Origin of the sequence: Synechococcus sp. W4D4 (genome assembly GCF_047716805.1) — a bacterium.
In the GTDB taxonomy this organism is placed as follows: Bacteria; Cyanobacteriota; Cyanobacteriia; order PCC-6307; family Cyanobiaceae; genus Vulcanococcus.
On sequence record NZ_CP180404.1, the window covers coordinates 1404356 to 1427478 of the forward strand.

Sequence of the window (23123 nt, forward strand, 5' to 3'; positions counted from 1 at the left end):
TGCGAGGGCGAACCTCCGATAGTGAGGGCAGCATGCCTTGAGGGGCAGGCCGTTCCGAGGTTCCGATGTTCCGATGAGCATTCCTCTGGTCAGGCACTCCCAAACTCAAGAGCGTGCCGGATCTCAGTTGAACCCATTCGGGGCTATCCCCAATCCACTGGGTTGCTGTTGAGTGGCAACAACTCCGAAAGGAGGGGCCAGATGATCATTCCCTCTGAAACTTTCCTGTGGGCAAAGGGATTTTTATTGGCGGCCAAAACACCCCCCCCCCGCTCCACGGCTCAGTAGCGGGGGGGTTGTTGGGGGCGTATGGCCACACCACTGACTTGGATCACGGGGTTCTCTCGGACCGTGTCCTCAGCTGTTATGGCCTTGGTGGCGCTCATCACGCAAGAGGGGAGGGGTGAACCGGCGATTCACCCCCTTGAGCCGCCATGCCTTGACGAAGAGATTGCGGCTCTTGGCCTTTATGGCGCGCCAATCACCGTTAGCGCGAGAGGAATGTGACCTTCAGACATTCGAAATTCAGAAAAGCCCCTGAGAGCGACAGCAGGGGCGCTGAGCGATCTCTTCGTCAAGAGGCGCTCTCCATCCCTACTTGAAGATTCGTAGTCAGTACAAGGAGCAGTTGCTACACCCATTCACGACATGGCTGGTCACCACAAGGATTACGAGCTTTGGTGGCTTAATCAAACGCAAGCTTGCCGTAAGCCAAGTTCAGCAACAGATCCCCTGGCTCTTGCTCTGGAGAAACAGCTCGACAAGCGCTGACGATGCCGATGTGGAAAAGGGGCGGACTGGTACCCGAGGGTTTCAGTCGATGAAAGCTTTACTGCGATGCAGAAATTTAGCCCGCCTACTAATACCATTACTTCGGAGGTTTCCTCAAAACTGAAAGAGTATAGACACTCCTATGTGGTCAAATTTCACTTTCCTGGCTTGTGTAAGTTCCTACGGACGCATTGTTGTTTTGAGTTCTATTCACGTCGTTTAGCTCAGATACACCGGTTATGACGGATCAGTGGGAACTCAACCGAATCAACTTTGAGGGGGTGTGGCAAGGGAACAGTCATTGGTATGTCCGTCGAGACGATGGCGAGCTTGATTTCCGGCAACCCACCAGCGTCGTGACCAACACCCGGTACGCAATCAGCTTCGAGGATGCCGATAATGGTCTTTGGGAAGGCACTGGGCTGTTCTTTGCTCCTGGTGGTGCAGCGCAGTATGCCTTGAGTCGATCCACTTACAACGCTTCAGGAGCCTGCTGGCAATTTGCAGGTGCTGGGGGCCAGTCGAGTCTGGAGGTTTCCGATGATCTGGGCCGGTTTGGCCACGAAATCAATTTTTTTCACGGCCGATCGCGCTCGATGCTGGTGCTGCTTTGGAAGCAGGATGGCTGTGATTGGCGTCTCAATGCCATTGGTGCGGTTGCATTCCGTTGTCAGCTCAGTAAGGAGCTTGAACCGTCAAGGCGCCAGGCCAACTCGATGAGTGCGTTATTGAAGCCTTTGGATGGATGCTCTGGAGTTGTCGAACGCTTCAATCCGTTTTCTGGGGTTGCTGGCTTGTCATCAGCGCCAGAGTTTGTCCGGTGGGATCCCGAACCCTTTCTTCAAGCAGAGCTACAAGGAGTGTTTAATGATGGATTGGCATGCGGTGTTCCTGAGCGCTTGCCAAATGGTGGCTTTCGCTTGGAGGTCGGATGTTTGCAGCCTTCACATTTTCAACAGCTGCGCATCGACTTTGATGAGCATCACAGGTTGCGTTGGTGGGAACGGCTCTTATTCGCTCTACCTTGTGCAGCCTGAATAGCAGCACTGCAATCTGCTTTTGTCGACGAGGCAGAGGCTAATGACTTAGTAGAGGTTCTGCTCGTAGCACGTGTAGCCCTAAACATAGCTTATAGTTCCCAAGGTGACTAAATAGTTTGTACATGCTATCTTGAGTACTGCAATATTGCTAGCGGGAGACGTGAAGCGACATACTTGCAAGACTTAATACGTGTGGCGAGGGCTAAAAATGCGTAGCAGCTACTTCAACAAACATTTTTGGCGAAGAGAACTCAAAGCCGGCGTCTTTTATCTTTTGATTTGACACGAGGGCATTTGATACTCTCATACCTGGAAGATTTGTATTTGCCCACAAAACTGGAGGGAGTCCTTCTGCCTCGCAAACCTTGTTCGAAAGTTGACGACGAGTAAGCCGGGCATCATCAACAATATTGTATATACCCCGCAATTTGTTTTCGAGGGCGAACTTAATCGCCCTCGTTATATCGACTATGCTTGTCCATGACTGCATGTCATCTCCGTTCTTGTGTATCTGACTGCCAGCCGCCTGCTTTATCAATGAGACCATATCACGTCCTGGACCGTATATTCCGCCCAGCCTCAATATGCAGGAAATAACGTCTTGTCTGCCCAGATTTAGAAGCATCTTCTCAGAGTCTACTAGCAATTTATTTACCTGATGACTGCAGTCCACCTCAGTAGACTCGTCTACCATCTCACCTCCACAGTCACCGTATATTCCAGCAGAACTTATATATATAAGCTGCAGTGGGGTGCTACTCCTACGATTACGCAACGCATTGGCAAGGTTGCTTATCCCTTTTCCGAATAGCGACTCATATCCTTCGCCATTACGAGTTGGAGCTGCTGAGACAAGGAGTGCGTCCTGATGCTCAAGAAAAGAAGAAGGAAAGTACTCATCTGAAATGTCCAGCAAAAATGCCTCATCGACGATGTCACGAATTCCGATCAGTCCCTGCGTTGATCGGGATGTACCAGTAACCCTGTATCCAGAGTATCTAAGAGCGGTTGCAGCGTCTCCACCAACATATCCACACCCAATAATGGCAATGCTTTTAGTCATCTCAAAGAACTACTAATGGGAAAAAATAATTCGGTTGAAAACTTGGGTGTTTATTTGCTCCCTAGGTTTTGGGTTGACTCTGAGATAGCCCAGTTGGTTACAGCTTTTTGCTGGATCCAGGCCCTCAATAAAGTCTTTGCGAGTTTTTGCAAGCTGTCGATGTCTTCAGTTTGGTCAATTTCGCGACTAAAGCGCTCTATCTCAAAGTGCTGACTGGTTGAGAGTGATAACTGTTTCATGGAGTACACCAGGCACACCTGAAACATAACGTGACCAGAAGTTGCTTGTCGTGCAAATGGTATTAAATGCTGCGCTCTTGGTTGCTGCATCAACATCCGCAGACACAAACTGTGTTTAGCAGCCTTACGCATTGCGCGCTTATGAACTCGAAAACAGATTCTTATGGCTTACTTTGTCAGTAGCTGTAGGGCCTTTATGCATTTCGAATGGGGTCAGCACCTAGAGCTTTCGAAAGAAGTAGCGGATGCCTCAGACAGGCAGATGGGAATCTCTCTCGCTTTAATGGGTGTAGCGATAACTCTCCTGATGCAGAATCTTTTGGCGCATGAGCTTCAAAATCGTTCTTAAACGGCTTCTAAAGTTTATGACCTGTTGTCGATGTGATTTCGTTGATTCTTTCGGTATTTATGACTACTTTTTCTTTTTGAGTGGATGCTCTCTTTTCCACATCTATTAGAGATGCATTTCTCGATAACCCCCGTTTCTGTCAACTGCGCTTGCAGTAACCGTCTCTAGAGAGTTGCGTCTTTGGCGGTGCTCGTAACCCAAGGGATGGCGCACCCGCGAGGAAGATTCTGGAGCTAAGTCCCAGAAAGATTCGTGCGATGCACGATCTTTACCGTCTGAACAGCTCCTCAAATGCGAAGCAGGTCCTGCGGCTTCGGGAAGAAGCGACGTGAGGGGATTTCTCGTCGAATGGGCGCTGCTAGCCATGGCTGGATGGATTGAGCAGCCCACGTCTCATCCTGTGGAGTTACGGCATCGCCTGCGAAATCAGGCCATAGCTCCCCGACCCACTGCTCAGTAGCGGGGGGTGTTTTGGGGGAGCTTGGCACTCCCCCGTCTCGGATCACAGTGCCTGCGGGGACCGTGTCCTCAGTGGTTATGGCTCTGATCGACCTAGGAGTGCAAGGGCTCAGCCATTAATCAGACCCTGCTGTAACCCAGCATCGTTTTGAAGATTTTTAGTGGGAGCCCGAACGACTCCATCAGAGCCTTGCACTCATCGCCGACAGTTCCGTAGACCTCAACGCTGAAGCCGTCGCCAAGCTCTGCATGCTTCTGCAAATACTCCTGAACGGGGGGGTTTGAGACATGAGCGGCAAAGGCTGCATCGTTCGCATAGACCTCTGACCAGACGAATGCCATTGGATCATCTGGATCTTGATCGAAAGTGTGGTGCAGCATTCCGGGTTCGCTCGCTTGAACTGCAGCATCGGTAACACGTGCCAACTCCAAGTACTCATCAACACGTCCCTCCTTGACGTGGATACGAGCCAAGAGCATGAAGGGGGTGCTGTGGTCGAAAGCCGCCATGGAATCAAGAAAAAGCCTTTGCTCTCCAACCTTGACAGGGTTGAGCTGTTGTCAGGGGGCTGCTGACGATAAGCTGAAAGTCCGACCAACGCGTCGAGCTCACGGATGATGCCGACTTCGCCAAGGGCACGACTGGCATCCGAGCGCTGCAGTCGATCGATATCGCCGTCAGACACCCTGAAAGCTTCGCTGCGATGAAGGACGCGATTACCTGACGTTCAGGACTGGGGCTGGTTTTTTAAGTGCATGAGGTGGCCTTCGGGTCGCCTTTTCTCTTGCCCTTTGGCATCGACAATGGGCATTCTGGCTGCAGCCGCTTAAAGGCCTTGCTTCGTCTGATCATCGGGATCGGAGTCATCCTGCTGCCTCTGCAGTTGTGGTCGCACCCAAAGGGCATGTATCCATCACGCGCGGAGGCTGCCACAAGAGCTCACGAGCTTGGGTGTGAAGGCACACATATGAATGAAGGGAAATGGATGCCATGCCTTGACGAGGCCTCGCTCCACCAAGTATTGCGAAAACAGTGAATCTTCGACGCATTCATCGAGTGATCGTGCCTGTAGCGGCGGTACCACTCCTCATTACTTCCCTTTCAGGTTCGGTCTACAGCGGCTTGCTTGATCAAGGTATCGATGCCTTCCGGCTGTTAAAGCTGCATACCGGCCGGTTCGGACCAATTAGCTTGCAGCCCTACTACTCAGTAATTCTTGGCCTATTGACAATTGCCTTGATCGTTTCTGGTGTATCACTATTTCTGCCTAAACGAAGAAGTCCAAAAACTTCTGAGTAGGCGAAGGTGGCTTGAGCTGGGTCCTTCTAACCTTGATGCATGAGGGGCATCCGAAGGCGCGCGTTTCATCTAGCGTCAGCTCAAAATTCCTTAGCCTGGTTTAGGCACTGAGATCTAGTTAGTAGTGGCCATTAAGAGCATTGCAGCGGCAGCAAGAGAGCTGGGATATCGGAGTCGCTCAAGCCTTCAGAACTTGATGGATGACGGCTACCTGGATGACTTCATTTCACTGAATGAGAGGGGTCATCGGCAGCTGGAGATGAATGGACTACGGGAGCGTGTCGCTCAGGTGGTGAACTGGAGTGACCGTAACGTGGTCGCTAAGGAAAGGCTTAGCCGCGTTGACCTGGAGACGATCCTGCGGATCGGGGACTACTGCAACGCGCTATGCGAGCGGTATGGATGGAAGACGCGTCATACGGCAGCGGAATGGATGCTGCTGGAGGCTGAGATGCAGAAAGCAAGGCGGACGGAGGCAATCAACTGATCGATTGCACGTGGGCTCTGGGACTGACAAGCCCTCCAAGAGCTGAGCCGCTTGAACTGGCCATTGAACTCAGTAGTCGTCGCCGTATTTCACCGAAGACGACGCATCCATCAGCTCGACAGTGGTCTGGTAGCCGCTTTGCACGGTGAAGTCATGCTGGATAGCAACGTACTGAAGTGCCTCGACGTCGAGTTCAGGCGCTGTTATCCAGCTGAAGCCCTTGCCAAAGGTGTTGTCTGGGTTGACCACGTACCAGTGACAGGCCGTGTCGGGAACAGCCACGGAACACTTGGTCCAGTCGTTGTCCCACTGGGGAACTTGAACAAAGAACAGTGCGGCAAAAACAACGCTTAAGAGACCGGACAGCATTCACATATTTCTCAGGGGTGAGACCCTATCGGCTTTTGAGGGATGTAATCACTCCCCAGATCACTCTCCAGTCAAGTGAAGGCGTGAGGTGGGGCGAATGCACTTCGCCCCAGGTCTCGGACAACGGCTCTTGCGAGAACCGTCTCCTGGGCAGTTATGGCCTTCGTCACCACAGGAGTCCAAGTCGATCCCACTGGAGACCCATCACGGCGTGTTCCTCGATCTTTGTGCACGATTGGTTCATGGCAGTAACCCTGAACAGCCTCAACAACACACCAAGCGACGACGACCTCGCACTCCTCTGGCCTAAGACCCCTTATGCATGCTGGTTAGGCGAAAAGTCAGCCTGCCGCTGCGCTCTATGCACTGCTCATCGGCGGGTCCGCTGGGACAGCCAAGAGCATTGACTCCAAGCCGCGTTTCCGCCCAGGGCGGCCACCTTCCCTACTTGGCGACTACCCCAAAGGGACGCGGCCGCTGTTGAGTGAGGTATGGACCAACTGAGCTCGCATCAACTGAGATCTCTTCGGTTGGATGCGCTTGCCCGTGATCATCAGGTTGTCTCCGACCTGAATGAGGGCATCACCAACGGGCCCGACGCTTTGGTGAAAGAGCTGATGGATGTTCATGGCTGGCCTGCTCATGAAGCTCTCGACGCTGTCCACCGACTTCAGGAAAAAGCGCTCCAGGGCACTGCAGACCAAGCAGCTGCTTGAGGCACCTTGAACATTGCTCCTAGCTTTTGTGTATCGGTATGAGCCATAACAAAGGGGTGTCATGCAGGCACAGGGAGAAAAAGCCGGTTGGTGACCGGCTTTTTTCTTGCTCGCCAACAGCTCACCGACCCACTGCTCAGTAGCGGGGAGTGTTGAGTTGGGGGAGCTTGGCACTCCCCCGTCTCGGATCACGGGGTTCTCTCGGACCGTGTCCTCAGCGGTTATGGCATTGGTGTTGCCGTCAATGCAAGGGGCAGCCAAAAAGGGCCGTCAGGCCCGCAAAGTTCATGGTTAGAACTTTCTGGGGTATGGGGTCTGACCGGCCATCTCCACGTCAATCTCGCGGCAGATGTTCATCCAAGCGTTCAACCCAAAGTTCACGCCATTTGGTCCATCAATAAACTCCTGAAATTCTTCAGCAGAAATGCCGTCCCTTACTTCCCAGATACAAAAGGCAGGCCCCTCGGGGCCAACTGGACAGAAGGAGTGGTTGTAGAAGCCGGCCTCCAAGTTCATTGCTACGGCGGCGTCCCAGCCACCGTCGGGAGCCATAGCCGCTTGTGCTTTCTCCCACCATGAATGAGCTTTTCCTGCTCGGAATTCATGGTGTACGTGGAAAAACTTAGAGGCCATCGAGCGGTTGCAACTGTGAGATTATCGACGATCCCCGGAAATGCATGGGGCATTAAAAACTTCTATCGTCCTTGGACGGTAGGAATCAGGCTTAGGCATCCGCCGGAACCGTGTCCATGGTGGTTATGGCCTTGGTGTTGCCGTCAGTGCAAGGGGGGCCTACGCCTAAAGGTGGGGACTGATTTGGGGACCTCGTACACGAGGCTGAACCCAGGACATCAATCGGGGCGACAGGATTCGAACCTGCGACCTAGTGCTCCCAAAGCACCCGCGCTACCAAGCTGCGCCCCGTTCGAATTACGAGCAGTCACTCATCGGGTGCTCGTCGGCTTCTCTAAAGAAGACGTGGCAGAAAGGGTCTGGCTCCTTTGCCGTCTTCTTGCGGATGACCGCCGCTACTGCCCAGAGGAACAGAACGATGAGGACGCCATCGGTGAGTGGTTCCACAGCCTTTCCGTGTCTGCTTTTGGTCTAGCCCTCATTGGTGAGGCGCAGGCCAATGCAAGTCCTTCTCTTCATCAGGGATCGGCTTACTCAAGTCCTCGGACCTACCTGGTCCAAGACCACTGGTCTGCGTACTTCCAGCAGATCGCTGCGTAGCCACTCCTGACCATCTGCTGCTGGACGTTGGTTCCACCCACGAAGAGCTCTCCAACGGTGCGCCCGTACCGATCGGTCGTTATCCGGCGCAGGTTGTCGGTCCTGCCGAGCACCAGCGATCGCAAGTAGTCCCTTGAGGCTTTGGCAGGTAATGGGTTGGCCCTCCGTCCTTCGAGCTCTGGGGCATCGATGCAGGCCAGCCGGATCCGCTCACCGCTAAGGGGGCGGCAGGTATTCCCGTCGTAACAGGAGGCGATCACGACGCTGGCTAGGGCTGCAAGGAGCATCTATGCGCTCTTGCTGAGGACAGGACGTGTCATGAAGCTCCCTGTCTCAGCAGGTCGGGGGGTTTTTCCTCGGATTTTTGAGCACTTGTTCTCTTAAGGCCCAAGGCAACTACCCCCTGAGGGGTAATGGAGAGCCTCAATAAGGGAAAAGCACCCCTGCAAGCAAAGAAAAGCGACTATCAAGAAACCTGATCAAGGCTTCCTTGCGCCCTCAGACGGGTAACAACTAGAGATAACAAGTCGGCAGCTTGGGCCGACCGCCGGAATCGCCAAGATCTCTAGCCCAGAGCGTCCTTCAGCTCACGCACCACCTGCAGCTGCCCGTAGTAGTAGTTCGCGCGGGCACGGCGGTCAGCATCCTCCATGCTGTCGACCACGTCAAAACCGACGGTCTGCCAGAGATCACTGCCGCAGGCGCGGCTCACCTCATCAACGGCCTCTTGCTCAAGCAAACCGAGACGGCGCTGCAGGTTCTTGATCTGAGCAATAGCCACCGTAAAACCTCAATCGTCAATCAATAGTACAAGCGAACCAGTCAGGTCGCCAGTGCTTACTGGATCAGAAGGGCAGTTTCTTCTTGGCGTCCTTGTCCAGGTCAGCCTCCATGTCCCGAAGACGCTTCAGGATCGTGTCGTAGTACTCCTTGAGATAGGCCTCCATCTCGGTGGTCTCCGCGGGATCCAGACCGAAGGCGGCGTAGCTCTCCTCCATCGGTGCAGACAGGGCTTCGCCACCACCCATCACCTTGTCGAAGGCCAGGCGCTCGGCCACGTTCACCGACGGCTCGAAGAACGAACTGATGCCCTGCATCAAGCGCAGCAGGAACGGCTGAACCCGAATCACCCGGGCGCTCTTGGCGGAGTACTTCTCACACATCTGGGTGATCTCACCGGTGCTCCAAGCGCGGTTCCCCACCACCGGGAAAGCCTTGCGGCTGGTCTCAGCACGGCTCAGGGCCGCCACCGCAAAACGCGCCAGGTCCTGGGTATTCATGTAGGCAACCGGAGTCGGCGTGCCGCTCACCCAGACGGTCTGATTTTCCAAAACAGGGATCGCGATCTGACTGATCAGTCCCTGCATAAAGGCGACACCCCGGAGGATCGTGTAATCGAAATCGGAATCAATCAGCGCCTGCTCGGTGCAGTGCTTGATGTCCATCAAAGGGACGTCCCGGTGCTTCTCAGCACCAAGGAGTGACAGAAAGACGAAGCGCTTCACCCCAGCCCGCTCACAGGCATTCAAGAGGTTGAGCTTTCCTGTCCAGTCAGTGTCGTAGACGCTGCCAGGGTCCGTGGCTCGAGCCGTCGCGGCGTCAATGACAGCTTCTTGACCCTCGAGGGCGTAGTCCAGGCTGTCAGGCTCGAGCAGATCTCCGCGGGTGAGCTCACAGCCCCACTCCTGCAGAAACGCTGCTTTGCGCGGGGAGCGCACCATGCAACGAACCTGATGTCCGGCATCCAGGGCCTGACGTGCGATCTGGCGACCCAGGGTTCCTGTTCCACCGATCACCAGGACCTGCATCGAGCTGACTCAAGAGACGCTCGAGCCTAAAGGCGAGCCGAACCGGCCGGCGATTCAGACGCGTCCCTGGTCAGCTGTCGCCTTGGAGCTTCAGCAGCAAGGCACCACCGACCAGACCCAGGGGGATCAGAATCCAGAACAGCGCTGCGGTGCCAAAGATTTCCGAGGCCATGAACCCAAGCCGTAACGCCTACCTGTTTAGCGCAGAAGCCAGCTCCACGACGCGCGAGAAGGGCGCATTGGAGCGGAACTGAGCAGACATCACCCCTGAGCGCTTGGCCTCAAAGCCCTCAGCCCGAAGGCAGCCGATGAGCGCATCCAACCGAGGCGGACCACTCCCCAGGCGTTTGGCCAGGGCATCCACCGGCCAACAGGTCACCGGTAGGCCGTCATCGGCCTGCAGTCCCTCCAGCAGGCGCCGGCTCGCTGGGACCAGGCTTTCCTTGGGCAGTGACTGGGCTTCCTGAAGCAATTCACCCAGGACCTGAGGATCCTGCAGGGGGCCCAACCAGAGGGGGCCCGAAATCGCCAGGGGCGCCGCCGGGTCATCGCCGCAGCCACAGCCAGGCCAGCGGCGCAGCCGCAGCAGACTTTGCTGAGACTGCTCGGCGCAGCGGTGGCAATAGGCCCAAAGCCCCAGCTGCTCCTCCTCCCGGGGCGCCGGGCGTCGCAGCAGCTGAATCGCCGTGCGAAACGTCCGGCCCTCACTAAACGAAAAGAGGGGCCGAATCCCTCTGCCCATGGCCCAGGCCGCCTTCGCCACCACCGCCAGCTGCAGGCGCAGGGCCAACTCCCAGCTGGAGGGATGGGCACGAGCTGCGGCACCCAAGGAGCGAATGGCCGCGGGTCGGTCGTGGCCCGTGGGGGAGCGACCGTCGGTGCTCGCCAGGTAAAGGACCCCACCAAATTCCAGGGCCTCCAGAGCCAAGGGGACCAGGGCTGTGGGGCAGCCAAAGGCGTCGAGATCGAGCAGATCGAAGCGGCGCTGCTGCATCAGGCAATCGGCCAACAGGTGCTGGGCCGTGCGGGCACTGATCTCCAGACGACCGTTCTGCAGGGGCTGCAGGTTGCCCTTCAGCAAGGGCAAGCGATCGAGATCGGCGTCGTTGGCCCAAACCTCCTGGGCCCGTCCCTCCAGCCCGTAGCGCAGGGCCCGGATCCCGCAACCGGCCATCACATCAAGCACCCGCCCGGGCCGATCCCGGGTCAGCCAACGGCTGAGCAGCACCCCGGCATCCCGGGACGGGCGCGATTGCGGCCGAAAAAAGCCAGGCCCCAGCAGCAGTTGCGCCGCTCCTTCGCAATAGTGAGTTGGGCTAGCCGTGTCGGCCACTGTGACTGCGCCACCGCGATTGAATCTCCAGCCTGCCTCTGCGGGAGTGCATTGGGGCGAGCACGGAAGCTGGCACTGGCAGGGCCACACCTGTCATTGGCGGGTCATCGGAGAGCGGAATGCCCCCGCCCTGGTCCTGATCCATGGCTTTGGTGCTGCCAGCGGTCACTGGCGCCACAACGCCGCGACGCTCGCCGAGGCCGGCTGGTGCGTCTATGCCATTGACCTGGTGGGCTTTGGCGACTCCAGCCAACCACGACATCGCCGCCACAGGCCTCTTGATAACCGGCTTTGGGCACGGCAGCTGCAGGGGTTCCTCGAGCAGGTCGTCCAAGGACCGGCCGTGCTCGTGGGCAATTCCTTGGGGAGCCTGGTGGCCGTGACCTGTGCTGTGTTTTTCCCCACTTGGGTGCAGGGAGTGGTGGCCGCTCCCTTGCCCGACCCCACGCTGCTCCTGCCCCTGAGGCGGCGGCGGGCCCCCTGGCGCCGTCTCTGGAAACGCCGGGTGGTGGTCGTCCTCTGCCGGATCCTGCCGCTGGAGCTCCTGGTGCCTCTGATCGCCCGGACACCGCTACTGGATCTGGGGCTACGCAGCGCTTACCAGGACCAAGGCGCGGTGGATAGCGAACTCAGGCGACTGATCGCCCGTCCAGCCCTGCGCCCCCAGGCGGCCCAGGCCCTGAGAGCCATGAGCATCGGCATGGCCCTCAGGCCCCGGGAAGCCACCGCCGCTCCGCTGCTCCAGCGCATGCAGCAGCCGCTGCTGGTGCTCTGGGGAAGCCAGGACCGCCTGGTCCCGCCGCAAATCAGCAGACAACTGCAGCCCCACAAAAGTGATTTGCAGCTGCAGTTGCTTCAGGAGCTGGGCCACTGCCCCCATGACGAGCGGCCTGACCTGTTCAACACCGTGGTGATCACCTGGCTGGCACGTAACTTGGGTACCGGTCAGCCACGCGAACAGCCCTGGGCATGAAGCACACCCTCTCGGTGCTGGTGGAAGACGAATCCGGTGCGCTCAGCCGCATCGCTGGTCTGTTCGCCCGTCGCGGCTTCAACATCGAAAGCCTGGCCGTTGGCCCGGCGGAGAACCGCGGCAAATCCCGTCTCACCATGGTGGTGGATGGTGACGCACAAACCCTGGAGCAACTCACCAAGCAACTCGACAAGCTGGTGAATGTGCTGGCGGTCACCGACCTCACCCCGATCCCTTCAGTGGAGCGGGAACTGATGCTGATCAAAGTCTCGGCACCGCCTGAGAACCGTGCGGCAATCCTTGATCTGGTCCAGGTCTTCCGCGCCAAGGTCGTGGACGTGGCCGACAGCGCCCTGGTGATTGAAGTGGTGGGCGACCCCGGCAAGCTCGTCGCGATTACGAACGTCCTCGAGAGCTACGGGATCCTGGAAATTGCCCGCACCGGCCGCATCGCTCTGGAGCGTGCCTCCGGAGTGAATACGGCCTATCTGAAGGTCACCAGCTTGGATAAGCGGGTTCCGGCCTAGTCGGCATCGCGTACCAGCGTTCCCCCTTCGAGGACGCTGGCGCTGATCAACTTATCGCCCTGGTTGATCTGATCGACGACATCCATCCCTTTGCTCACCCGGCCAAACACGGCGTAGCGACCATCCAATTCAGGCAACGCCCGAAGCGAGATGTAGAACTGCGCACTCGCCGAGTTGGGGTCGCTGGAGCGAGCCATGGCTAGAGAGCCGCGTTCGTGGGGCAGCTTCAGGCGCTGCTGCTGGGTGGGGCTCGTCACAATCTCGCCGTAACGGGGGCTGGACTCGCCCTCGAACAACAGCTCCAGCGGGATGAACCGCGGTTGACCGCTGGAGGGGTCGATGAAACTGCCGGTGCCTAGGGCTGAGACAGGGGTATCGGGCTTCGAGCTCTGGGGATCGCCGCCTTGGACGACAAAGGGAATCGGCTCTTTGACCACCCGGTGAAAGATGGTGCCGTTGTAGGCGCCGCGGCGAACCAGATCAACGAAGTTGCCCGCTGTCAGAGGGGCCTCAGCGCCATCCAGGCTCAGCTCAACAACGCCCTTGCTGGTTTTGAGTTCCACCAGGGCTTTGCCTTTCAGGCAAGGCACGCCGGATGTACCGCAGCCATAGTTCGCAGTCGGCGAGGGGGCCGCGCAGGCCACCAAGCCAAAGGGACTGAGGGCTAGCAGCAGAGCCAGAACAATCGAGCGGACCATCGCTTAGACACCCTCCAGGGGAACACCGAGGAAACGGGCGAGTTCAGCACCGCCGCGCTCCAGTTCAACCAGGGGCATTGGCTCACCCACGGTCGTCAGGGGCAGATCGCGGCGACCCTGGATCCGAAGTGCGAGACGACGGCGGGGATTCAAGCCATCGCGGACATCGATCTTGACGGCCTGGATCTCTTTGAGGGGTGTGGTGACGCTGATCAACTCCCGGAAGCCACGGCGGGTGACGGTCAGGTTTCCACTCTTTTTATTGAAGCTGTTGCTGCCGGCGCCAACATCAATGGCGATCACGGCCCAGAGGTAGGTCGAGAGCAAAGCCGCGGCAATGCCGTAAAGGCCCATCACCAAACCCTGGGGCACCCAGGCGAGGGCCGCTGGGTTTCCAATGGGCAGCAGATCCTTACCCAGATAGCTCGAAGCGCTGGTGAGGAGAAAGCCAAGGCCACCGGTACTGACCACAGCAGCCACCAAGACATTGGAGAGACGGCGAGAGCCGACCACCGCCTGCTCGAGCAGATCAGAGGACGGGGCAGCCTTGGCGGCGGAGGCCGATGCCATGGAGGGCAGGATCCGATGGTCTGCCATCTTCGCTCCCTCGCGCACCGCTCCGGGAGGGAGCTAGGCACATATACCCAAAATGCAATGGTGACGTGCCGTGTCAGCCCGTCAAAACCCCTCTCGCAGCACCAATGAACGTTGTTACCATCGCCCGGTAACCCACAGCTCGCGGTTTTCCCACCCATGACGATCGCTGTAGGGCGCGCGCCGCAGCGGGGATGGTTTGACGTCCTCGATGACTGGCTCAAGCGCGACCGCTTCGTTTTTGTCGGGTGGTCGGGTCTGCTCCTGTTCCCCACTGCCTATCTGGCACTGGGTGGCTGGCTGACCGGCACCACCTTTGTCACTTCCTGGTACACCCACGGCATTGCCAGCTCCTATCTGGAGGGCTGCAACTTCCTCACCGCTGCGGTGAGCAGCCCGGCTGATGCCATGGGCCACTCCCTTCTTCTTCTCTGGGGCCCAGAAGCCCAGGGCGACTTCGTGCGCTGGTGCCAGCTCGGCGGCCTGTGGACCTTCGTGGCCCTGCACGGCGCCTTCTCCCTGATCGGCTTCATGCTGCGTCAGTTCGAGATTGCTCGCCTGGTCGGCATCCGTCCTTACAACGCCATCGCCTTCTCCGGCCCGATTGCGGTGTTCGTCAGTGTTTTCCTGATGTACCCCCTCGGCCAGAGCAGCTGGTTCTTCGCTCCGAGCTTCGGCGTGGCAGCGATCTTCCGCTTCCTGCTGTTCCTCCAGGGCTTCCACAACTGGACCCTGAACCCCTTCCACATGATGGGCGTGGCCGGCATCCTCGGCGGCGCACTGCTGTGTGCCATCCACGGCGCCACCGTGGAGAACACCCTGTTTGAGGACAGCGAGCAGGCCAACACCTTCAAGGCGTTTGAGCCCACTCAGGAAGAAGAGACCTATTCGATGGTCACCGCCAACCGCTTCTGGAGCCAGATCTTCGGGATCGCGTTCTCCAACAAGCGTTGGCTGCACTTCTTCATGCTGTTCGTGCCCGTCATGGGCCTCTGGACCAGCTCCATCGGCATCATTGGCCTGGCCCTCAACCTGCGTGCCTACGACTTCGTGTCGCAGGAAATCCGCGCTGCTGAGGACCCCGAGTTCGAGACCTTCTACACGAAGAACATTCTTCTGAACGAAGGCCTGCGCGCCTGGATGGCCCCCGCGGACCAACCGCACGAAAACTTCGTCTTCCCTGAAGAGGTTCTGCCCCGTGGTAACGCTCTCTAATCCTTCTCTCTCCGGGATCGGCGGGAAGGACCTCGACTCCACCGGCTATGCCTGGTGGTCGGGTAACGCCCGTCTGATCAACCTCTCCGGTCGCCTTCTCGGCGCCCACGTCGCTCACGCAGGCCTGATGGTCTTCTGGGCTGGCGCCATGATGCTGTTCGAGGTGAGCCACTTCACCTTCGACAAGCCCATGTACGAACAGGGCCTGATCCTGTTCCCCCACGTCGCCACCCTCGGCTACGGCGTGGGCCCTGGCGGTGAAGTTGTGGACATCTATCCCTTCTTCGTCGTTGGTGTTCTGCACCTGATCAGCTCCGCCGTGCTCGGCCTCGGCGGCCTGTACCACGCCCTGCGTGGTCCCGAAATTCTGGAGAACTACTCCTCGTTCTTCTCCCAGGATTGGCGGGATAAGAACCAGATGACCAACATCATTGGTTATCACCTGATTCTTCTTGGCGTTGGCGCCCTGCTGCTGGTCTTCAAGGCCATGTTCTTCGGCGGCGTCTATGACACCTGGGCCCCTGGTGGTGGCGATGTTCGCCTGATCACCAACCCCACCCTCGATCCGGGTGTGGTCTTTGGCTACCTCTTCCGCGCTCCCTTCGGCGGTGAGGGCTGGATCATCGGTGTGAACTCCATGGAGGACATCATCGGCGGCCACATCTGGCTGGGTCTGACCCTGATCTTCGGTGGCATCTGGCACGTGGTCACCAAGCCCTTCGGCTGGGTGCGTCGCGCCTTCATCTGGAACGGTGAGGCCTACCTGAGCTACAGCCTGGGCGCTCTGAGCTTCATGAGCTTCATCGCTTCGGCCTACATCTGGTTCAACAACACCGCTTATCCCTCGGAGTTCTACGGCCCCACCAACGCCGAAGCCTCCCAGGCTCAGAGCTTCACCTTCCTGGTGCGTGACCAACGCCTCGGCGCCAACATCGGCTCTGCCATGGGTCCCACCGGTCTGGGTAAGTATCTGATGCGCTCCCCCACCGGCGAGATCATCTTCGGTGGTGAAACCATGCGCTTCTGGGACTTCCGTGGTCCTTGGCTGGAGCCCCTCCGTGGCCCCAACGGCCTGAGCCTCGACAAGCTCCAGAACGACATTCAGCCCTGGCAGGTGCGCCGCGCGGCTGAATACATGACCCACGCCCCCAACGCGTCTCTGAACTCCGTGGGCGGCATCATCACCGAGCCCAACTCGGTGAACTTCGTGAACCTCCGTCAGTGGTTGGCTGCGACTCAGTTCGTTCTCGCCTTCTTCTTCCTGGTGGGTCACCTCTGGCACGCCGGCCGCGCTCGCGCTGCTGCTGCTGGCTTTGAGAAGGGTATCGACCGTAAGGCTGAGCCCACCCTGGCCATGCCTGACCTCGACTGATCCTTTCAGCGATCGTCCCTCAGCCCTCGCCGTTTGGCGGGGGCTTTTTTTATGCCTTTTGTGGCACTGTTTATCGGCTGAGGACACAGCGGTAGACGTTGCCATGGCCGTCGCCAATCATGGGGAGCCATGGGGTCCGGTCTGGTGCTGAGCCAGGTCCAACGCGATAAGATCTGGCGTGTGCTGAACACCGCCGAGCGCAACGGTCAGCGCTGCGGTGGCCCCGTCCTGCTGTCAGGGATGGTTGTGGGTGCGGGCTTGGTCGAACTCAGCGCCGGCCCCCTGGGGCAAAGCAGTCGCTTCAGCCTGGAACTGCTGACCATGCTGGTGCTGCAGTTGGTCGGACCGCTGGTGGTCTCGCTGCTGGGGATGGCCCTGATGATGCCGAACTGGCTGGATCGGGTGGAGCGCCGCGGATCCAGGGCCTGGCTGGTGAGCGCGTCCCGGCCTCAGCACTCCTGGCGGCCGTGCTGCTGTTGCTGTTTTTGATCTCCTCCTTCTGCGCGGGAGCCCTGACCACCCCCCGCAATGATCTGATTGGCGAAGCGCGGGCCCTGCTCAGCGGCGTGGCCTTCAAGGATGTGCTGCGGGCGATGCTGCGCTGCTCCTTTTTCTTGGCCTGCATTCGCGCTTGGAGCCAATGGCGGGGGTATCAGGAACTGAAACGCCAACGGCATCCGGCCTTGATGGTCAGCAACCTTTTGATGGAAGGACTGATGGTTCTCTTTGCCCTGAAGCTGCTCTGGATCTCGATTTTGGATCCCATCAATTTGCGGGCGGCCTCCTTATGACAACCCCCAGTCCGCCAACTCGCAGCCACGAGAAACTGCTCTTTCTCGGCTCCGGATTGCTGTTGCTTGGAGCCGTTCTCGTTGGATTGGCGCGCGAGCAGCACTGGGGTCAGCGCTTTTTGAATCTGCGACTGGTGGCGGCCAATGCCAATGGCATCAAGCCTGGCCAGGAGGTTCAGATCTCAGGAATGCAGGTGGGGCAGGTGCGCTCACTTGAGATGCTCCCCAACGCCAAGGTGCAGGTCAAATTCCAGATCGCGGAAAAATTTGCGCCGTTGGTGGGGCCCCGCAGCACAGCAAGCCAAGGACAGCAGGGATTGGTTGGAGAGCACTTCCTGGTGGTCAGCCCAGACCCCCAGCCTTGGCCGGTGAGCCTGGAGAAGCATGGGATGCGCGACACGACGCTGCCCTATGAGCAACCGCCGGCCATCAGCAGCCTGATGGTGGATCTCCATCAAACCCAGAAGGCCCTGCAGGCCACCTTGAACAACACCACCAAACTCACGGCCAAGGATGTTCCCGACACACTCGCCGAGGTCCGCAAGGCCGTATCAGGCATGAACGATCTGAGCCTCACCATTCACGAAGAGACCAAAGCAACAGCACCCTCACTGCGCGACACCTTGAGACAGGTCACTGCAACCGGAGCAAGCGCCAAGGCGACATCCGATCAGGCCAATCAGGTGCTCGCAGAAACACGCCCACTCGTGCTGAGCACCCTGAAGGAATTACAGGAGCTCAGCACAATCAGCCGCAAGCTGCTGCAGCTGCTCTTGGGCATGAATGGTCTAGAGGAGGATCCGAAGAGCCGTTAGTTCAGCGACTCCATCAAGGCATCGGTCATGCGGATCTCGCAGTTGCTGACGAAGATGCCAAAACCCGTGCCTTGGAAGGCAATGGAGTTCATGTAGACACAGGCATTGCGCCGCGCCTGCTGAAAGGCCGCGAGCTGGTCCTCGGGATCAGCACTGGTCTTAAAAAAGCCGGTCAGGTTGTCCTTCCAGAGGGTGGGGAACTGACCGCCAGGCATCTCACTGGCGTCGCTCGCGACCTTCTGCATGGCCACCGCGAGCTCACGGTCTTTCTGCTCAAGCACCTTGGCGATGCAGAGCGACATCTCCACGGTGCTGTTGGCGTTCGCGCAGGGTTGGCTCTGGGCCTGGGCCGTCCCCGCGGCCAGGGACGCCGCGGCGAGCAGAGCCAGGCTCAGGCTTAAACGTCGAGCCATCAGCCGGGGGCAAGGTCCCTGAATTCTGCTGAGGTCTCGCGGAACTGCCAGCCCTCAGCACCTCAGAAGCTGAGGTTCAGGACGTTGTAGCCCTTGGGCCCTGCGGGCTTCTTGAACTCCAGGGGCAGCAGCTCATCGTCCGCTACTTCCACGCTGTAGCGGGCCGAGGCGTCCTCCATGTAGGCCTGCTCGTCCAGGAGTCCATGGTCGGCGTTCTGGAGAGCGGTGGAGAGCTGGATTGGCTCCATGGCGTTGGCATTCAGCGTGAATCCGCTACCAACCAGGAGGCTGCATGCAGCTACAAGCGCGAAGGTCTTCATGGCCAGGTGTGTGAGGAGGGCCTTGTCTTCGCAATAGCTACGGCGAAAGAAAAATGGCAACAGTGGGTTTCGGCAAGGCTTCAGCCCGCCCGCATCCACTGCCGCAGCAGGGGCAGGCTCAAGCCAATGACGTTTGAGAAACAGCCATCCAGTCGCTCCACCAAGCAGCCGCCGCGGCCCTCCAGCGCAAAGCCGCCCGCGCACTGCAGCGGTTCACCCGTCGCCACATAGGCCTCGATCTCCGCGTCGCTTAGATCGGCAAACAGCACCCTGGTGGTCACCGTTGCCAGCCGCTCCCCCCCGGCTGGATTCAGCAGGGCATGGCCGGTGTGCAGCTCGCCCCAGCCCCCCCGCATCCGCTGCCAGCGGGCGATGGCCTCTTGCGGGTCAGCCGGTTTGCCGAAGACCTCCCCCTCAAAGGCCAAGACCGAATCGCAGCCCAGAACCGCTGAGATGCCTGGAGCAATCCCGCCCTGGAGCACCGCCCCCGCCTTGGCCTGGGCCAAGAGCTGCACCAACTGCGCCGGATCGGGGTGGTGGATGGCCTCCTCATCGACCCCGCTGACCTGGACGCGGTGGGGAATCGCGGCCTGCTCCAGCAATCGCCGGCGGGCGGGGGAGGCAGAGGCCAACAGCAGCACAACCAGTCCTTGAGCTCGAACCACTCTGGCAAGGGTGTGCGGCGGCCCGGCCCGGCCGATGACCACAATGATCAGACCCCCAGCGCCCCCGTTGATGCAGCCGCGCCTCAGCCAGCAGGAGCAACGGGCCCTGGTCCGGGCCAAGCGGGCCGTGCGCTGTCTCCCCTTTCGGCGCCGCTTCTACGAAGAACTCGAACAGGAGGCCCTCAGCAGCACCCAGCTGGCCGCCCGCGCGGATTGGTCGGTTCTCAGCCAGCAGCGCCTCTCCGCCAACCACTGCGAAGACCTGCTCATCTGGCTCATCCAGCTCGGCGTACTCCGACGCGAGGTCGATGGCCAGGGACTGACCGAACGGGTCCGCCTCACCCCCCTGGGACGGGTCGTCCTCTCGGAATGGTCCGGGGAGATCCCCCGTGCCAGCCTCCCCTCCCGCCTGCGCCACTGGGTCAAGCAGCACTGGCCGAGGCTTTAGCCATGAAGCAATCGTTTGCCGTCGTCATTGAGCCCGCCGGGGAGACTTTCTCGGCCTACGTGCCCGACCTACCAGGGTGTGTGGCCACAGGTTCAACGCGCCAAGCCGTTGTGCAAGAGATCCGCTCAGCCATTCGCTTCCATCTCGACGGGCTTGCAAAGGATGCAGCGCCTGTCCCCGAAGCCCATGTGTCTGTCGCAACGGTTGTGATCTAGATCCGTCTTTCCGTGATTTCACGGATGCCGCGGTTAGGCAATGGCAGTGAGCATCAAGCAACGGGGCCAGGGAGCGCCGTTAGCGTGATGAAACCTTTAGCCCTACTGGATCAACAAGCCCTAGCCACCCTGGTTGCGGGTGGTCTGTTGATCGCCAACTAACTACGGCCATGGAGCCTTCTTCCACGACTCAACCCTTCCGCTGGATGAGCAGGTCGGAGTATCTCTCCACACTGCCGCTCTGGCGGCGCTGTTTGGCGATGCTGAACTGGCGTCCCGTCTTCCAAATCGAACAAGAGACCGCCTGGCTGAGGCTGGAAACCGAAAGACTGAGGAAAGGGAACGAGCGACTCGACGCCGTATTGCGCTTATCCGATTCCAGCTCGCAGATACCCCCAGAAGCCGGAACCAACTGAATGAAGACCTAGCCGTTTTGCTGGAAGAACAAGGCCGAGGGAACAGAGGTAACCCCTGAGAGAGAAGCTTTGCGCCCCAGTAGCATTTCTGTGCTACTTGCAGCAATCGCCATGGCCTCGGAAGTCACCCTTCGGCAGTCCGGCGGCTCCGTCAGCGCCACGATCCCCAAAGAACTGGCCCGGCGATTCCACCTGGAGCCAGGGGATCGCGTGCAAGCCATCGAGACCGCAGACGGCATCCTGCTGACCCCGTTTGACCCGACGGTTCAACAGGCACTAGCCCTCGCCTCGGAAGCAGCCAAGCAATTTCAGCCCGCGTTGCGTGAGTTAGCCCAATGAGCAAAGGCCCTGAGCCCACCTGGGTTCCAGCCACTGCCGTTCGGGCCATGCATCACCAGCAGATCCTCGAGCACGGCGGCCTGCAAGGGATTCGCAGCGCCACGGCACTGGAGGCAGCCTTGGCCCGCCCGCAGCAACGCTGGAGTTACGGCGAGCTCACAACGATTCCTCAACTCGCAGCGGCCTATGCCGAAGCGCTGACCCGAGCCCATCCGTTTGCCGATGGGAACAAACGCAGCGGATTTCTGGTTGGAGTTGTGTTCTTGGGACTCAACGGATTCCGCTTCACCGCCTCCAACGAAGATGTCGTTCTGATGATTCGTCGTCTGGCCGCCGCAGAACTGCCCTGGGCTGATCTGCTCGCCTGGTTTGACGCCAACAGCAGCAAGGTGCCTTGAACGCCCCGAACCCCAACCCCTTGATGGTGCTCGGCACCAGCAGCGGTGCCGGCAAGTCCCTGATGACGGCCGCCGTCTGCAGGGTGTTGCGGCGCCGGGGTGAGACCCCCCTGCCCTTCAAGGGGCAGAACATGAGCAACAACGCCTGGGTGGACCAGGCCGGCGGCGAGATGGCCTACTCCCAGGCCCTGCAGTCCTGGGCGGCGGGGCTGGAGCCCGCCTGCGCGATGAACCCGGTGCTGCTCAAACCCCAGGGGGACAGCACCAGTGAAGTCATCCACCTCGGGCAGTCCGTCGGCAACTGCCGCGCCGAGCACTACTACCGCGATTGGTTCCGGCCGGGCTGGGCCGCCATCCGCCAGGGCCTCGGCGATCTGCAGGCAAGCCATCCCGGCGGGCGACTCGTCTTGGAGGGGGCCGGCAGTCCGGTCGAGGTCAACCTGCAACCCCGGGACCTCACCAACCTCCGCCTGGCGCAGTACCTGAGGGCCCGCTGCATCCTTGTGGCGGACATCGAGCGAGGCGGCGTCTTTGCCCAGTTGGTCGGCACCCTGGCCCTGCTGCGTCCCGTGGAGCGCCCCCTCATCCGCGGCCTGCTGATCAACCGCTTCCGCGGCCGCCGCGAGCTCTTCGATGAGGGCCGCCGCTGGCTCGAGGCCAACACCGGCATCCCCGTCCTCGGGGTGATGCCCTGGCTGGATGAACTCTTCCCGCCGGAGGACTCCCTGGATCTGCTCGAGCGCCGCGGCCGCAAACGCGGAGCCGAGCTCGAAATCGCCGTGCTCAAGCTCCCCTCCCTGAGCAACTTCTCCGACCTCGATCCCCTCGAGGCCGAACCCACGGTCCAGCTCAACTGGATTGCCCCTGGCCAGGAGCTCGGCCGCCCCGACGCGGTCGTGGTGCCGGGCAGTAAGCAAACCTTGCGGGACCTCGGCGCGCTGCAGAGCAGCGGCCTGGGGGAACAGCTCTCGGCCTACGCCCAGCAGGGCGGGGCGGTCCTGGGCATCTGCGGCGGCATGCAACTGCTGGGGCGCGAACTCCACGATCCCCAGGGCCTTGAAGGCGGCGCCGGCTCCAGCCACGCCGGCCTGAACCTGCTGCCGCTACGCACCGTCTTTGGGGAGGCTAAGGCCCTACGCCAATGCAGCAGCCCCGCCCTCTGGCCAGACGCTGCCGAGGCCGCCCTGTTGGAGGGCTTTGAGCTGCACCGGGGGGCGACCTCTGAGCTCGAGCCCTGCACGGCCCTGGCCGCCGAACCGGGCCTGGGCTGGGTCGCGGGGAACGTTGTCGGGACCTATCTGCACGGGGTCTTCGAGAGCGGCCCCTGGAGGCGGCGTTGGCTCAACCAGCTCAGGGCGCGCAAAGGGTTGCCATTGCTCAGCGAACGGCAACCCCACCACAGCCGTCAGCGGGAGGCCCTGCTCGATCGCCTCGCCGATGCCTTCGAACAGCACGTCAACCTGGAGCCCCTGCTGCGATGAAACAGGTGCAGATCCAATGGCCGAACGGCTCCAGCACCCAAGCGGTCGTGGGATCCGACTGGCTCGAGGCCGCGCGGCAGGCCGGCTTCTCGATTCCCACCGGCTGCCTCGGCGGGAGTTGCGGCGCCTGCGAAATCGAGGTCAACGGCAACACCGTGCGGGCCTGCATCGCCACCGTGCCCGCCAGCAAGAGCGGAGCGATCGAGGTGGAACTCTCCAGCGACCCCTATTGGTGATCGCCAACAGGACGGGTTTAGAGGTACCCCATAGGCTTAA

Annotated in this window: 32 protein-coding genes and 1 tRNA gene; 17 read left to right on the forward strand and 16 right to left on the reverse strand. The window is 59.8% G+C overall.

Going from position 1 to position 23123, the window contains the following annotated elements; translation table 11 throughout:
* The first annotated feature begins 1010 nt into the window (after positions 1-1010).
* Positions 1011-1808, forward strand: coding sequence for a hypothetical protein (locus ACLM42_RS07810; RefSeq protein WP_415398723.1), 798 nt, complete (start codon positions 1011-1013; stop codon positions 1806-1808).
* A 205-nt stretch (positions 1809-2013) separates the two neighbouring features.
* Here ACLM42_RS07810 and ACLM42_RS07815 read toward each other — a convergent pair whose 3' ends face one another.
* The 3 genes from ACLM42_RS07815 to ACLM42_RS07825 form a co-directional block, all read right to left on the reverse strand.
* Positions 2014-2874: an NAD-dependent epimerase/dehydratase family protein gene (locus ACLM42_RS07815; protein ID WP_415398724.1), complete on the reverse strand. Its 861-nt coding sequence runs from the start codon at positions 2872-2874 to the stop codon at positions 2014-2016.
* A gap of 50 nt (positions 2875-2924) precedes the next feature.
* A complete protein-coding gene (locus ACLM42_RS07820; protein ID WP_415398725.1) occupies positions 2925-3245 on the reverse strand; it encodes a hypothetical protein in 321 nt (106 codons plus the stop codon).
* 796 nt (positions 3246-4041) lie between these two features.
* Positions 4042-4431 carry a putative quinol monooxygenase gene (locus ACLM42_RS07825; protein WP_185187357.1) on the reverse strand — a complete coding sequence of 130 codons (390 nt, stop codon included), beginning with the start codon at positions 4429-4431 and terminating at the stop codon, positions 4042-4044.
* A 395-nt stretch (positions 4432-4826) separates the two neighbouring features.
* Here ACLM42_RS07825 and ACLM42_RS07830 point away from each other — a divergent pair, with 395 nt between their 5' ends.
* Positions 4827-4958, forward strand: coding sequence for a DUF3721 domain-containing protein (locus ACLM42_RS07830; protein WP_185188214.1), 132 nt, complete (start codon positions 4827-4829; stop codon positions 4956-4958).
* A gap of 459 nt (positions 4959-5417) precedes the next feature.
* Complete coding sequence (locus ACLM42_RS07835; protein ID WP_415398726.1) at positions 5418-5708, forward strand: hypothetical protein; 291 nt, start codon at positions 5418-5420, stop codon at positions 5706-5708.
* A gap of 69 nt (positions 5709-5777) precedes the next feature.
* Here ACLM42_RS07835 and ACLM42_RS07840 read toward each other — a convergent pair whose 3' ends face one another.
* A complete protein-coding gene (locus ACLM42_RS07840) occupies positions 5778-6077 on the reverse strand; it encodes a hypothetical protein (protein ID WP_415398727.1) in 300 nt (99 codons plus the stop codon).
* Positions 6078-6568: 491 nt separating this feature from the next.
* On the opposite strand from ACLM42_RS07840, the gene ACLM42_RS07845 reads away from it, so the two are divergent.
* Positions 6569-6793 (forward strand): hypothetical protein, encoded by a 225-nt coding sequence (locus tag ACLM42_RS07845; RefSeq protein WP_415398728.1) that lies wholly within the window; start codon positions 6569-6571, stop codon positions 6791-6793.
* A gap of 291 nt (positions 6794-7084) precedes the next feature.
* Here ACLM42_RS07845 and ACLM42_RS07850 read toward each other — a convergent pair whose 3' ends face one another.
* From ACLM42_RS07850 to ACLM42_RS07880, 7 genes are all read right to left on the reverse strand, one after another.
* The gene (locus tag ACLM42_RS07850) at positions 7085-7426 is read right to left on the reverse strand and encodes a hypothetical protein (RefSeq protein ID WP_415398729.1); all 342 of its coding nucleotides are present in this window, start codon (positions 7424-7426) and stop codon (positions 7085-7087) included.
* A 222-nt stretch (positions 7427-7648) separates the two neighbouring features.
* Positions 7649-7717, reverse strand: a tRNA-Pro gene (locus ACLM42_RS07855).
* A 257-nt stretch (positions 7718-7974) separates the two neighbouring features.
* On the reverse strand, positions 7975-8313 hold the full coding sequence (locus tag ACLM42_RS07860) for a thermonuclease family protein (protein ID WP_415398730.1): 339 nt from the start codon (positions 8311-8313) through the stop codon (positions 7975-7977).
* Positions 8314-8591: 278 nt separating this feature from the next.
* Entirely contained in the window at positions 8592-8807 is a 216-nt protein-coding gene (locus tag ACLM42_RS07865) for a hypothetical protein (protein WP_247910419.1), read from the reverse strand.
* Positions 8808-8871: 64 nt separating this feature from the next.
* Positions 8872-9834, reverse strand: a complete 963-nt coding sequence (locus tag ACLM42_RS07870; RefSeq protein WP_415398731.1) for an NAD(P)H-binding protein — start codon at positions 9832-9834, stop codon at positions 8872-8874.
* A gap of 70 nt (positions 9835-9904) precedes the next feature.
* Entirely contained in the window at positions 9905-10006 is a 102-nt protein-coding gene (gene petM, locus ACLM42_RS07875) for a cytochrome b6-f complex subunit PetM (RefSeq protein WP_247910415.1), read from the reverse strand.
* Positions 10007-10024: 18 nt separating this feature from the next.
* Positions 10025-11167, reverse strand: a complete 1143-nt coding sequence (locus ACLM42_RS07880; RefSeq protein ID WP_415398732.1) for a N2,N2-dimethylguanosine tRNA methyltransferase — start codon at positions 11165-11167, stop codon at positions 10025-10027.
* A gap of 46 nt (positions 11168-11213) precedes the next feature.
* Here ACLM42_RS07880 and ACLM42_RS07885 point away from each other — a divergent pair, with 46 nt between their 5' ends.
* Positions 11214-12140: an alpha/beta fold hydrolase gene (locus ACLM42_RS07885; protein WP_415398733.1), complete on the forward strand. Its 927-nt coding sequence runs from the start codon at positions 11214-11216 to the stop codon at positions 12138-12140.
* A complete protein-coding gene (ilvN, locus tag ACLM42_RS07890; protein WP_247910411.1) occupies positions 12137-12667 on the forward strand; it encodes an acetolactate synthase small subunit in 531 nt (176 codons plus the stop codon). The genes ACLM42_RS07885 and ilvN overlap by 4 nt, the downstream gene beginning before the upstream one ends.
* Here the strand turns inward: ilvN and ACLM42_RS07895 are convergent.
* Positions 12664-13365: a peptidylprolyl isomerase gene (locus ACLM42_RS07895; RefSeq protein WP_247910410.1), complete on the reverse strand. Its 702-nt coding sequence runs from the start codon at positions 13363-13365 to the stop codon at positions 12664-12666. The genes ilvN and ACLM42_RS07895 overlap by 4 nt on opposite strands.
* Positions 13366-13368: 3 nt before the next feature.
* Positions 13369-13935 (reverse strand): photosystem I assembly protein Ycf4, encoded by a 567-nt coding sequence (locus ACLM42_RS07900; RefSeq protein ID WP_247910408.1) that lies wholly within the window; start codon positions 13933-13935, stop codon positions 13369-13371.
* A 183-nt stretch (positions 13936-14118) separates the two neighbouring features.
* Here ACLM42_RS07900 and psbD point away from each other — a divergent pair, with 183 nt between their 5' ends.
* The 5 genes from psbD to ACLM42_RS07925 all read left to right on the forward strand — a co-directional run bounded on the left by psbD (position 14119) and on the right by ACLM42_RS07925 (position 18152).
* A complete protein-coding gene (gene psbD / locus ACLM42_RS07905; RefSeq protein WP_185186856.1) occupies positions 14119-15174 on the forward strand; it encodes a photosystem II D2 protein (photosystem q(a) protein) in 1056 nt (351 codons plus the stop codon).
* Complete coding sequence (psbC, locus tag ACLM42_RS07910) at positions 15158-16546, forward strand: photosystem II reaction center protein CP43 (RefSeq protein WP_247910406.1); 1389 nt, start codon at positions 15158-15160, stop codon at positions 16544-16546. Before psbD ends, psbC begins: the two co-directional genes overlap by 17 nt.
* Positions 16547-16675: 129 nt before the next feature.
* On the forward strand, positions 16676-17035 hold the full coding sequence (locus ACLM42_RS07915; RefSeq protein ID WP_415398734.1) for a hypothetical protein: 360 nt from the start codon (positions 16676-16678) through the stop codon (positions 17033-17035).
* Positions 17023-17337, forward strand: coding sequence for a hypothetical protein (locus ACLM42_RS07920; protein WP_415398735.1), 315 nt, complete (start codon positions 17023-17025; stop codon positions 17335-17337). The genes ACLM42_RS07915 and ACLM42_RS07920 overlap by 13 nt, the downstream gene beginning before the upstream one ends.
* A complete protein-coding gene (locus tag ACLM42_RS07925) occupies positions 17334-18152 on the forward strand; it encodes an MlaD family protein (protein ID WP_415398736.1) in 819 nt (272 codons plus the stop codon). The genes ACLM42_RS07920 and ACLM42_RS07925 overlap by 4 nt, the downstream gene beginning before the upstream one ends.
* Here ACLM42_RS07925 and ACLM42_RS07930 read toward each other — a convergent pair.
* The 3 genes from ACLM42_RS07930 to ACLM42_RS07940 all read right to left on the reverse strand — a co-directional run bounded on the left by ACLM42_RS07930 (position 18149) and on the right by ACLM42_RS07940 (position 19526).
* Positions 18149-18565 (reverse strand): lysozyme inhibitor LprI family protein, encoded by a 417-nt coding sequence (locus ACLM42_RS07930; RefSeq protein ID WP_247910403.1) that lies wholly within the window; start codon positions 18563-18565, stop codon positions 18149-18151. The two genes, ACLM42_RS07925 and ACLM42_RS07930, sit on opposite strands and share 4 nt — an antisense overlap.
* 62 nt (positions 18566-18627) lie before the next feature.
* Entirely contained in the window at positions 18628-18945 is a 318-nt protein-coding gene (locus ACLM42_RS07935; protein ID WP_415398737.1) for a hypothetical protein, read from the reverse strand.
* A 20-nt stretch (positions 18946-18965) separates the two neighbouring features.
* Positions 18966-19526, reverse strand: a complete 561-nt coding sequence (locus tag ACLM42_RS07940; protein ID WP_415400147.1) for a nucleoside triphosphate pyrophosphatase — start codon at positions 19524-19526, stop codon at positions 18966-18968.
* A gap of 94 nt (positions 19527-19620) precedes the next feature.
* Between ACLM42_RS07940 and ACLM42_RS07945 the strand changes: the two genes are divergently transcribed.
* The 6 genes from ACLM42_RS07945 (at position 19621) to ACLM42_RS07970 (ending at position 23083) form a co-directional block, all read left to right on the forward strand.
* Positions 19621-19998, forward strand: coding sequence for an Npun_F0494 family protein (locus ACLM42_RS07945; protein ID WP_415398738.1), 378 nt, complete (start codon positions 19621-19623; stop codon positions 19996-19998).
* Between the two features lie 2 nt (positions 19999-20000).
* The gene (locus ACLM42_RS07950) at positions 20001-20213 is read left to right on the forward strand and encodes a type II toxin-antitoxin system HicB family antitoxin (protein WP_247910400.1); all 213 of its coding nucleotides are present in this window, start codon (positions 20001-20003) and stop codon (positions 20211-20213) included.
* Positions 20214-20740: 527 nt separating this feature from the next.
* Positions 20741-20968: an AbrB/MazE/SpoVT family DNA-binding domain-containing protein gene (locus ACLM42_RS07955; protein ID WP_247910398.1), complete on the forward strand. Its 228-nt coding sequence runs from the start codon at positions 20741-20743 to the stop codon at positions 20966-20968.
* Positions 20965-21366, forward strand: coding sequence for a type II toxin-antitoxin system death-on-curing family toxin (locus tag ACLM42_RS07960; protein WP_415398739.1), 402 nt, complete (start codon positions 20965-20967; stop codon positions 21364-21366). Before ACLM42_RS07955 ends, ACLM42_RS07960 begins: the two co-directional genes overlap by 4 nt.
* Positions 21367-21389: 23 nt before the next feature.
* A complete protein-coding gene (locus ACLM42_RS07965) occupies positions 21390-22847 on the forward strand; it encodes a cobyric acid synthase (RefSeq protein WP_415400148.1) in 1458 nt (485 codons plus the stop codon).
* Positions 22844-23083 (forward strand): 2Fe-2S iron-sulfur cluster binding domain-containing protein, encoded by a 240-nt coding sequence (locus ACLM42_RS07970; protein WP_185187238.1) that lies wholly within the window; start codon positions 22844-22846, stop codon positions 23081-23083. Before ACLM42_RS07965 ends, ACLM42_RS07970 begins: the two co-directional genes overlap by 4 nt.
* Positions 23084-23123 lie beyond the last annotated feature (40 nt).

Bases quoted from the DNA above. Each gene is read 5' to 3' on its own strand.
- ACLM42_RS07810 (WP_415398723.1), top strand. From the start codon at position 1,011: ATGACGGATCAGTGGGAACTCAACCGAATCAACTTTGAGGGGGTGTGG.
- ACLM42_RS07815 (WP_415398724.1), bottom strand. From the start codon at position 2,874: ATGACTAAAAGCATTGCCATTATTGGGTGTGGATATGTTGGTGGAGAC.
- ACLM42_RS07820 (WP_415398725.1), bottom strand. From the start codon at position 3,245: ATGCGTAAGGCTGCTAAACACAGTTTGTGTCTGCGGATGTTGATGCAG.
- ACLM42_RS07825 (WP_185187357.1), bottom strand. From the start codon at position 4,431: ATGGCGGCTTTCGACCACAGCACCCCCTTCATGCTCTTGGCTCGTATC.
- ACLM42_RS07830 (WP_185188214.1), top strand. From the start codon at position 4,827: ATGTATCCATCACGCGCGGAGGCTGCCACAAGAGCTCACGAGCTTGGG.
- ACLM42_RS07835 (WP_415398726.1), top strand. From the start codon at position 5,418: ATGGATGACGGCTACCTGGATGACTTCATTTCACTGAATGAGAGGGGT.
- ACLM42_RS07840 (WP_415398727.1), bottom strand. From the start codon at position 6,077: ATGCTGTCCGGTCTCTTAAGCGTTGTTTTTGCCGCACTGTTCTTTGTT.
- ACLM42_RS07845 (WP_415398728.1), top strand. From the start codon at position 6,569: ATGGACCAACTGAGCTCGCATCAACTGAGATCTCTTCGGTTGGATGCG.
- ACLM42_RS07850 (WP_415398729.1), bottom strand. From the start codon at position 7,426: ATGGCCTCTAAGTTTTTCCACGTACACCATGAATTCCGAGCAGGAAAA.
- ACLM42_RS07860 (WP_415398730.1), bottom strand. From the start codon at position 8,313: ATGCTCCTTGCAGCCCTAGCCAGCGTCGTGATCGCCTCCTGTTACGAC.
- ACLM42_RS07870 (WP_415398731.1), bottom strand. From the start codon at position 9,834: ATGCAGGTCCTGGTGATCGGTGGAACAGGAACCCTGGGTCGCCAGATC.
- petM (WP_247910415.1), bottom strand. From the start codon at position 10,006: ATGGCCTCGGAAATCTTTGGCACCGCAGCGCTGTTCTGGATTCTGATC.
- ilvN (WP_247910411.1), top strand. From the start codon at position 12,137: ATGAAGCACACCCTCTCGGTGCTGGTGGAAGACGAATCCGGTGCGCTC.
- ACLM42_RS07895 (WP_247910410.1), bottom strand. From the start codon at position 13,365: ATGGTCCGCTCGATTGTTCTGGCTCTGCTGCTAGCCCTCAGTCCCTTT.
- ACLM42_RS07900 (WP_247910408.1), bottom strand. From the start codon at position 13,935: ATGGCATCGGCCTCCGCCGCCAAGGCTGCCCCGTCCTCTGATCTGCTC.
- psbD (WP_185186856.1), top strand. From the start codon at position 14,119: ATGACGATCGCTGTAGGGCGCGCGCCGCAGCGGGGATGGTTTGACGTC.
- ACLM42_RS07915 (WP_415398734.1), top strand. From the start codon at position 16,676: ATGGGGTCCGGTCTGGTGCTGAGCCAGGTCCAACGCGATAAGATCTGG.
- ACLM42_RS07925 (WP_415398736.1), top strand. From the start codon at position 17,334: ATGACAACCCCCAGTCCGCCAACTCGCAGCCACGAGAAACTGCTCTTT.
- ACLM42_RS07930 (WP_247910403.1), bottom strand. From the start codon at position 18,565: ATGGCTCGACGTTTAAGCCTGAGCCTGGCTCTGCTCGCCGCGGCGTCC.
- ACLM42_RS07945 (WP_415398738.1), top strand. From the start codon at position 19,621: ATGCAGCCGCGCCTCAGCCAGCAGGAGCAACGGGCCCTGGTCCGGGCC.
- ACLM42_RS07950 (WP_247910400.1), top strand. From the start codon at position 20,001: ATGAAGCAATCGTTTGCCGTCGTCATTGAGCCCGCCGGGGAGACTTTC.
- ACLM42_RS07955 (WP_247910398.1), top strand. From the start codon at position 20,741: ATGGCCTCGGAAGTCACCCTTCGGCAGTCCGGCGGCTCCGTCAGCGCC.
- ACLM42_RS07960 (WP_415398739.1), top strand. From the start codon at position 20,965: ATGAGCAAAGGCCCTGAGCCCACCTGGGTTCCAGCCACTGCCGTTCGG.
- ACLM42_RS07965 (WP_415400148.1), top strand. From the start codon at position 21,390: ATGGTGCTCGGCACCAGCAGCGGTGCCGGCAAGTCCCTGATGACGGCC.
- ACLM42_RS07970 (WP_185187238.1), top strand. From the start codon at position 22,844: ATGAAACAGGTGCAGATCCAATGGCCGAACGGCTCCAGCACCCAAGCG.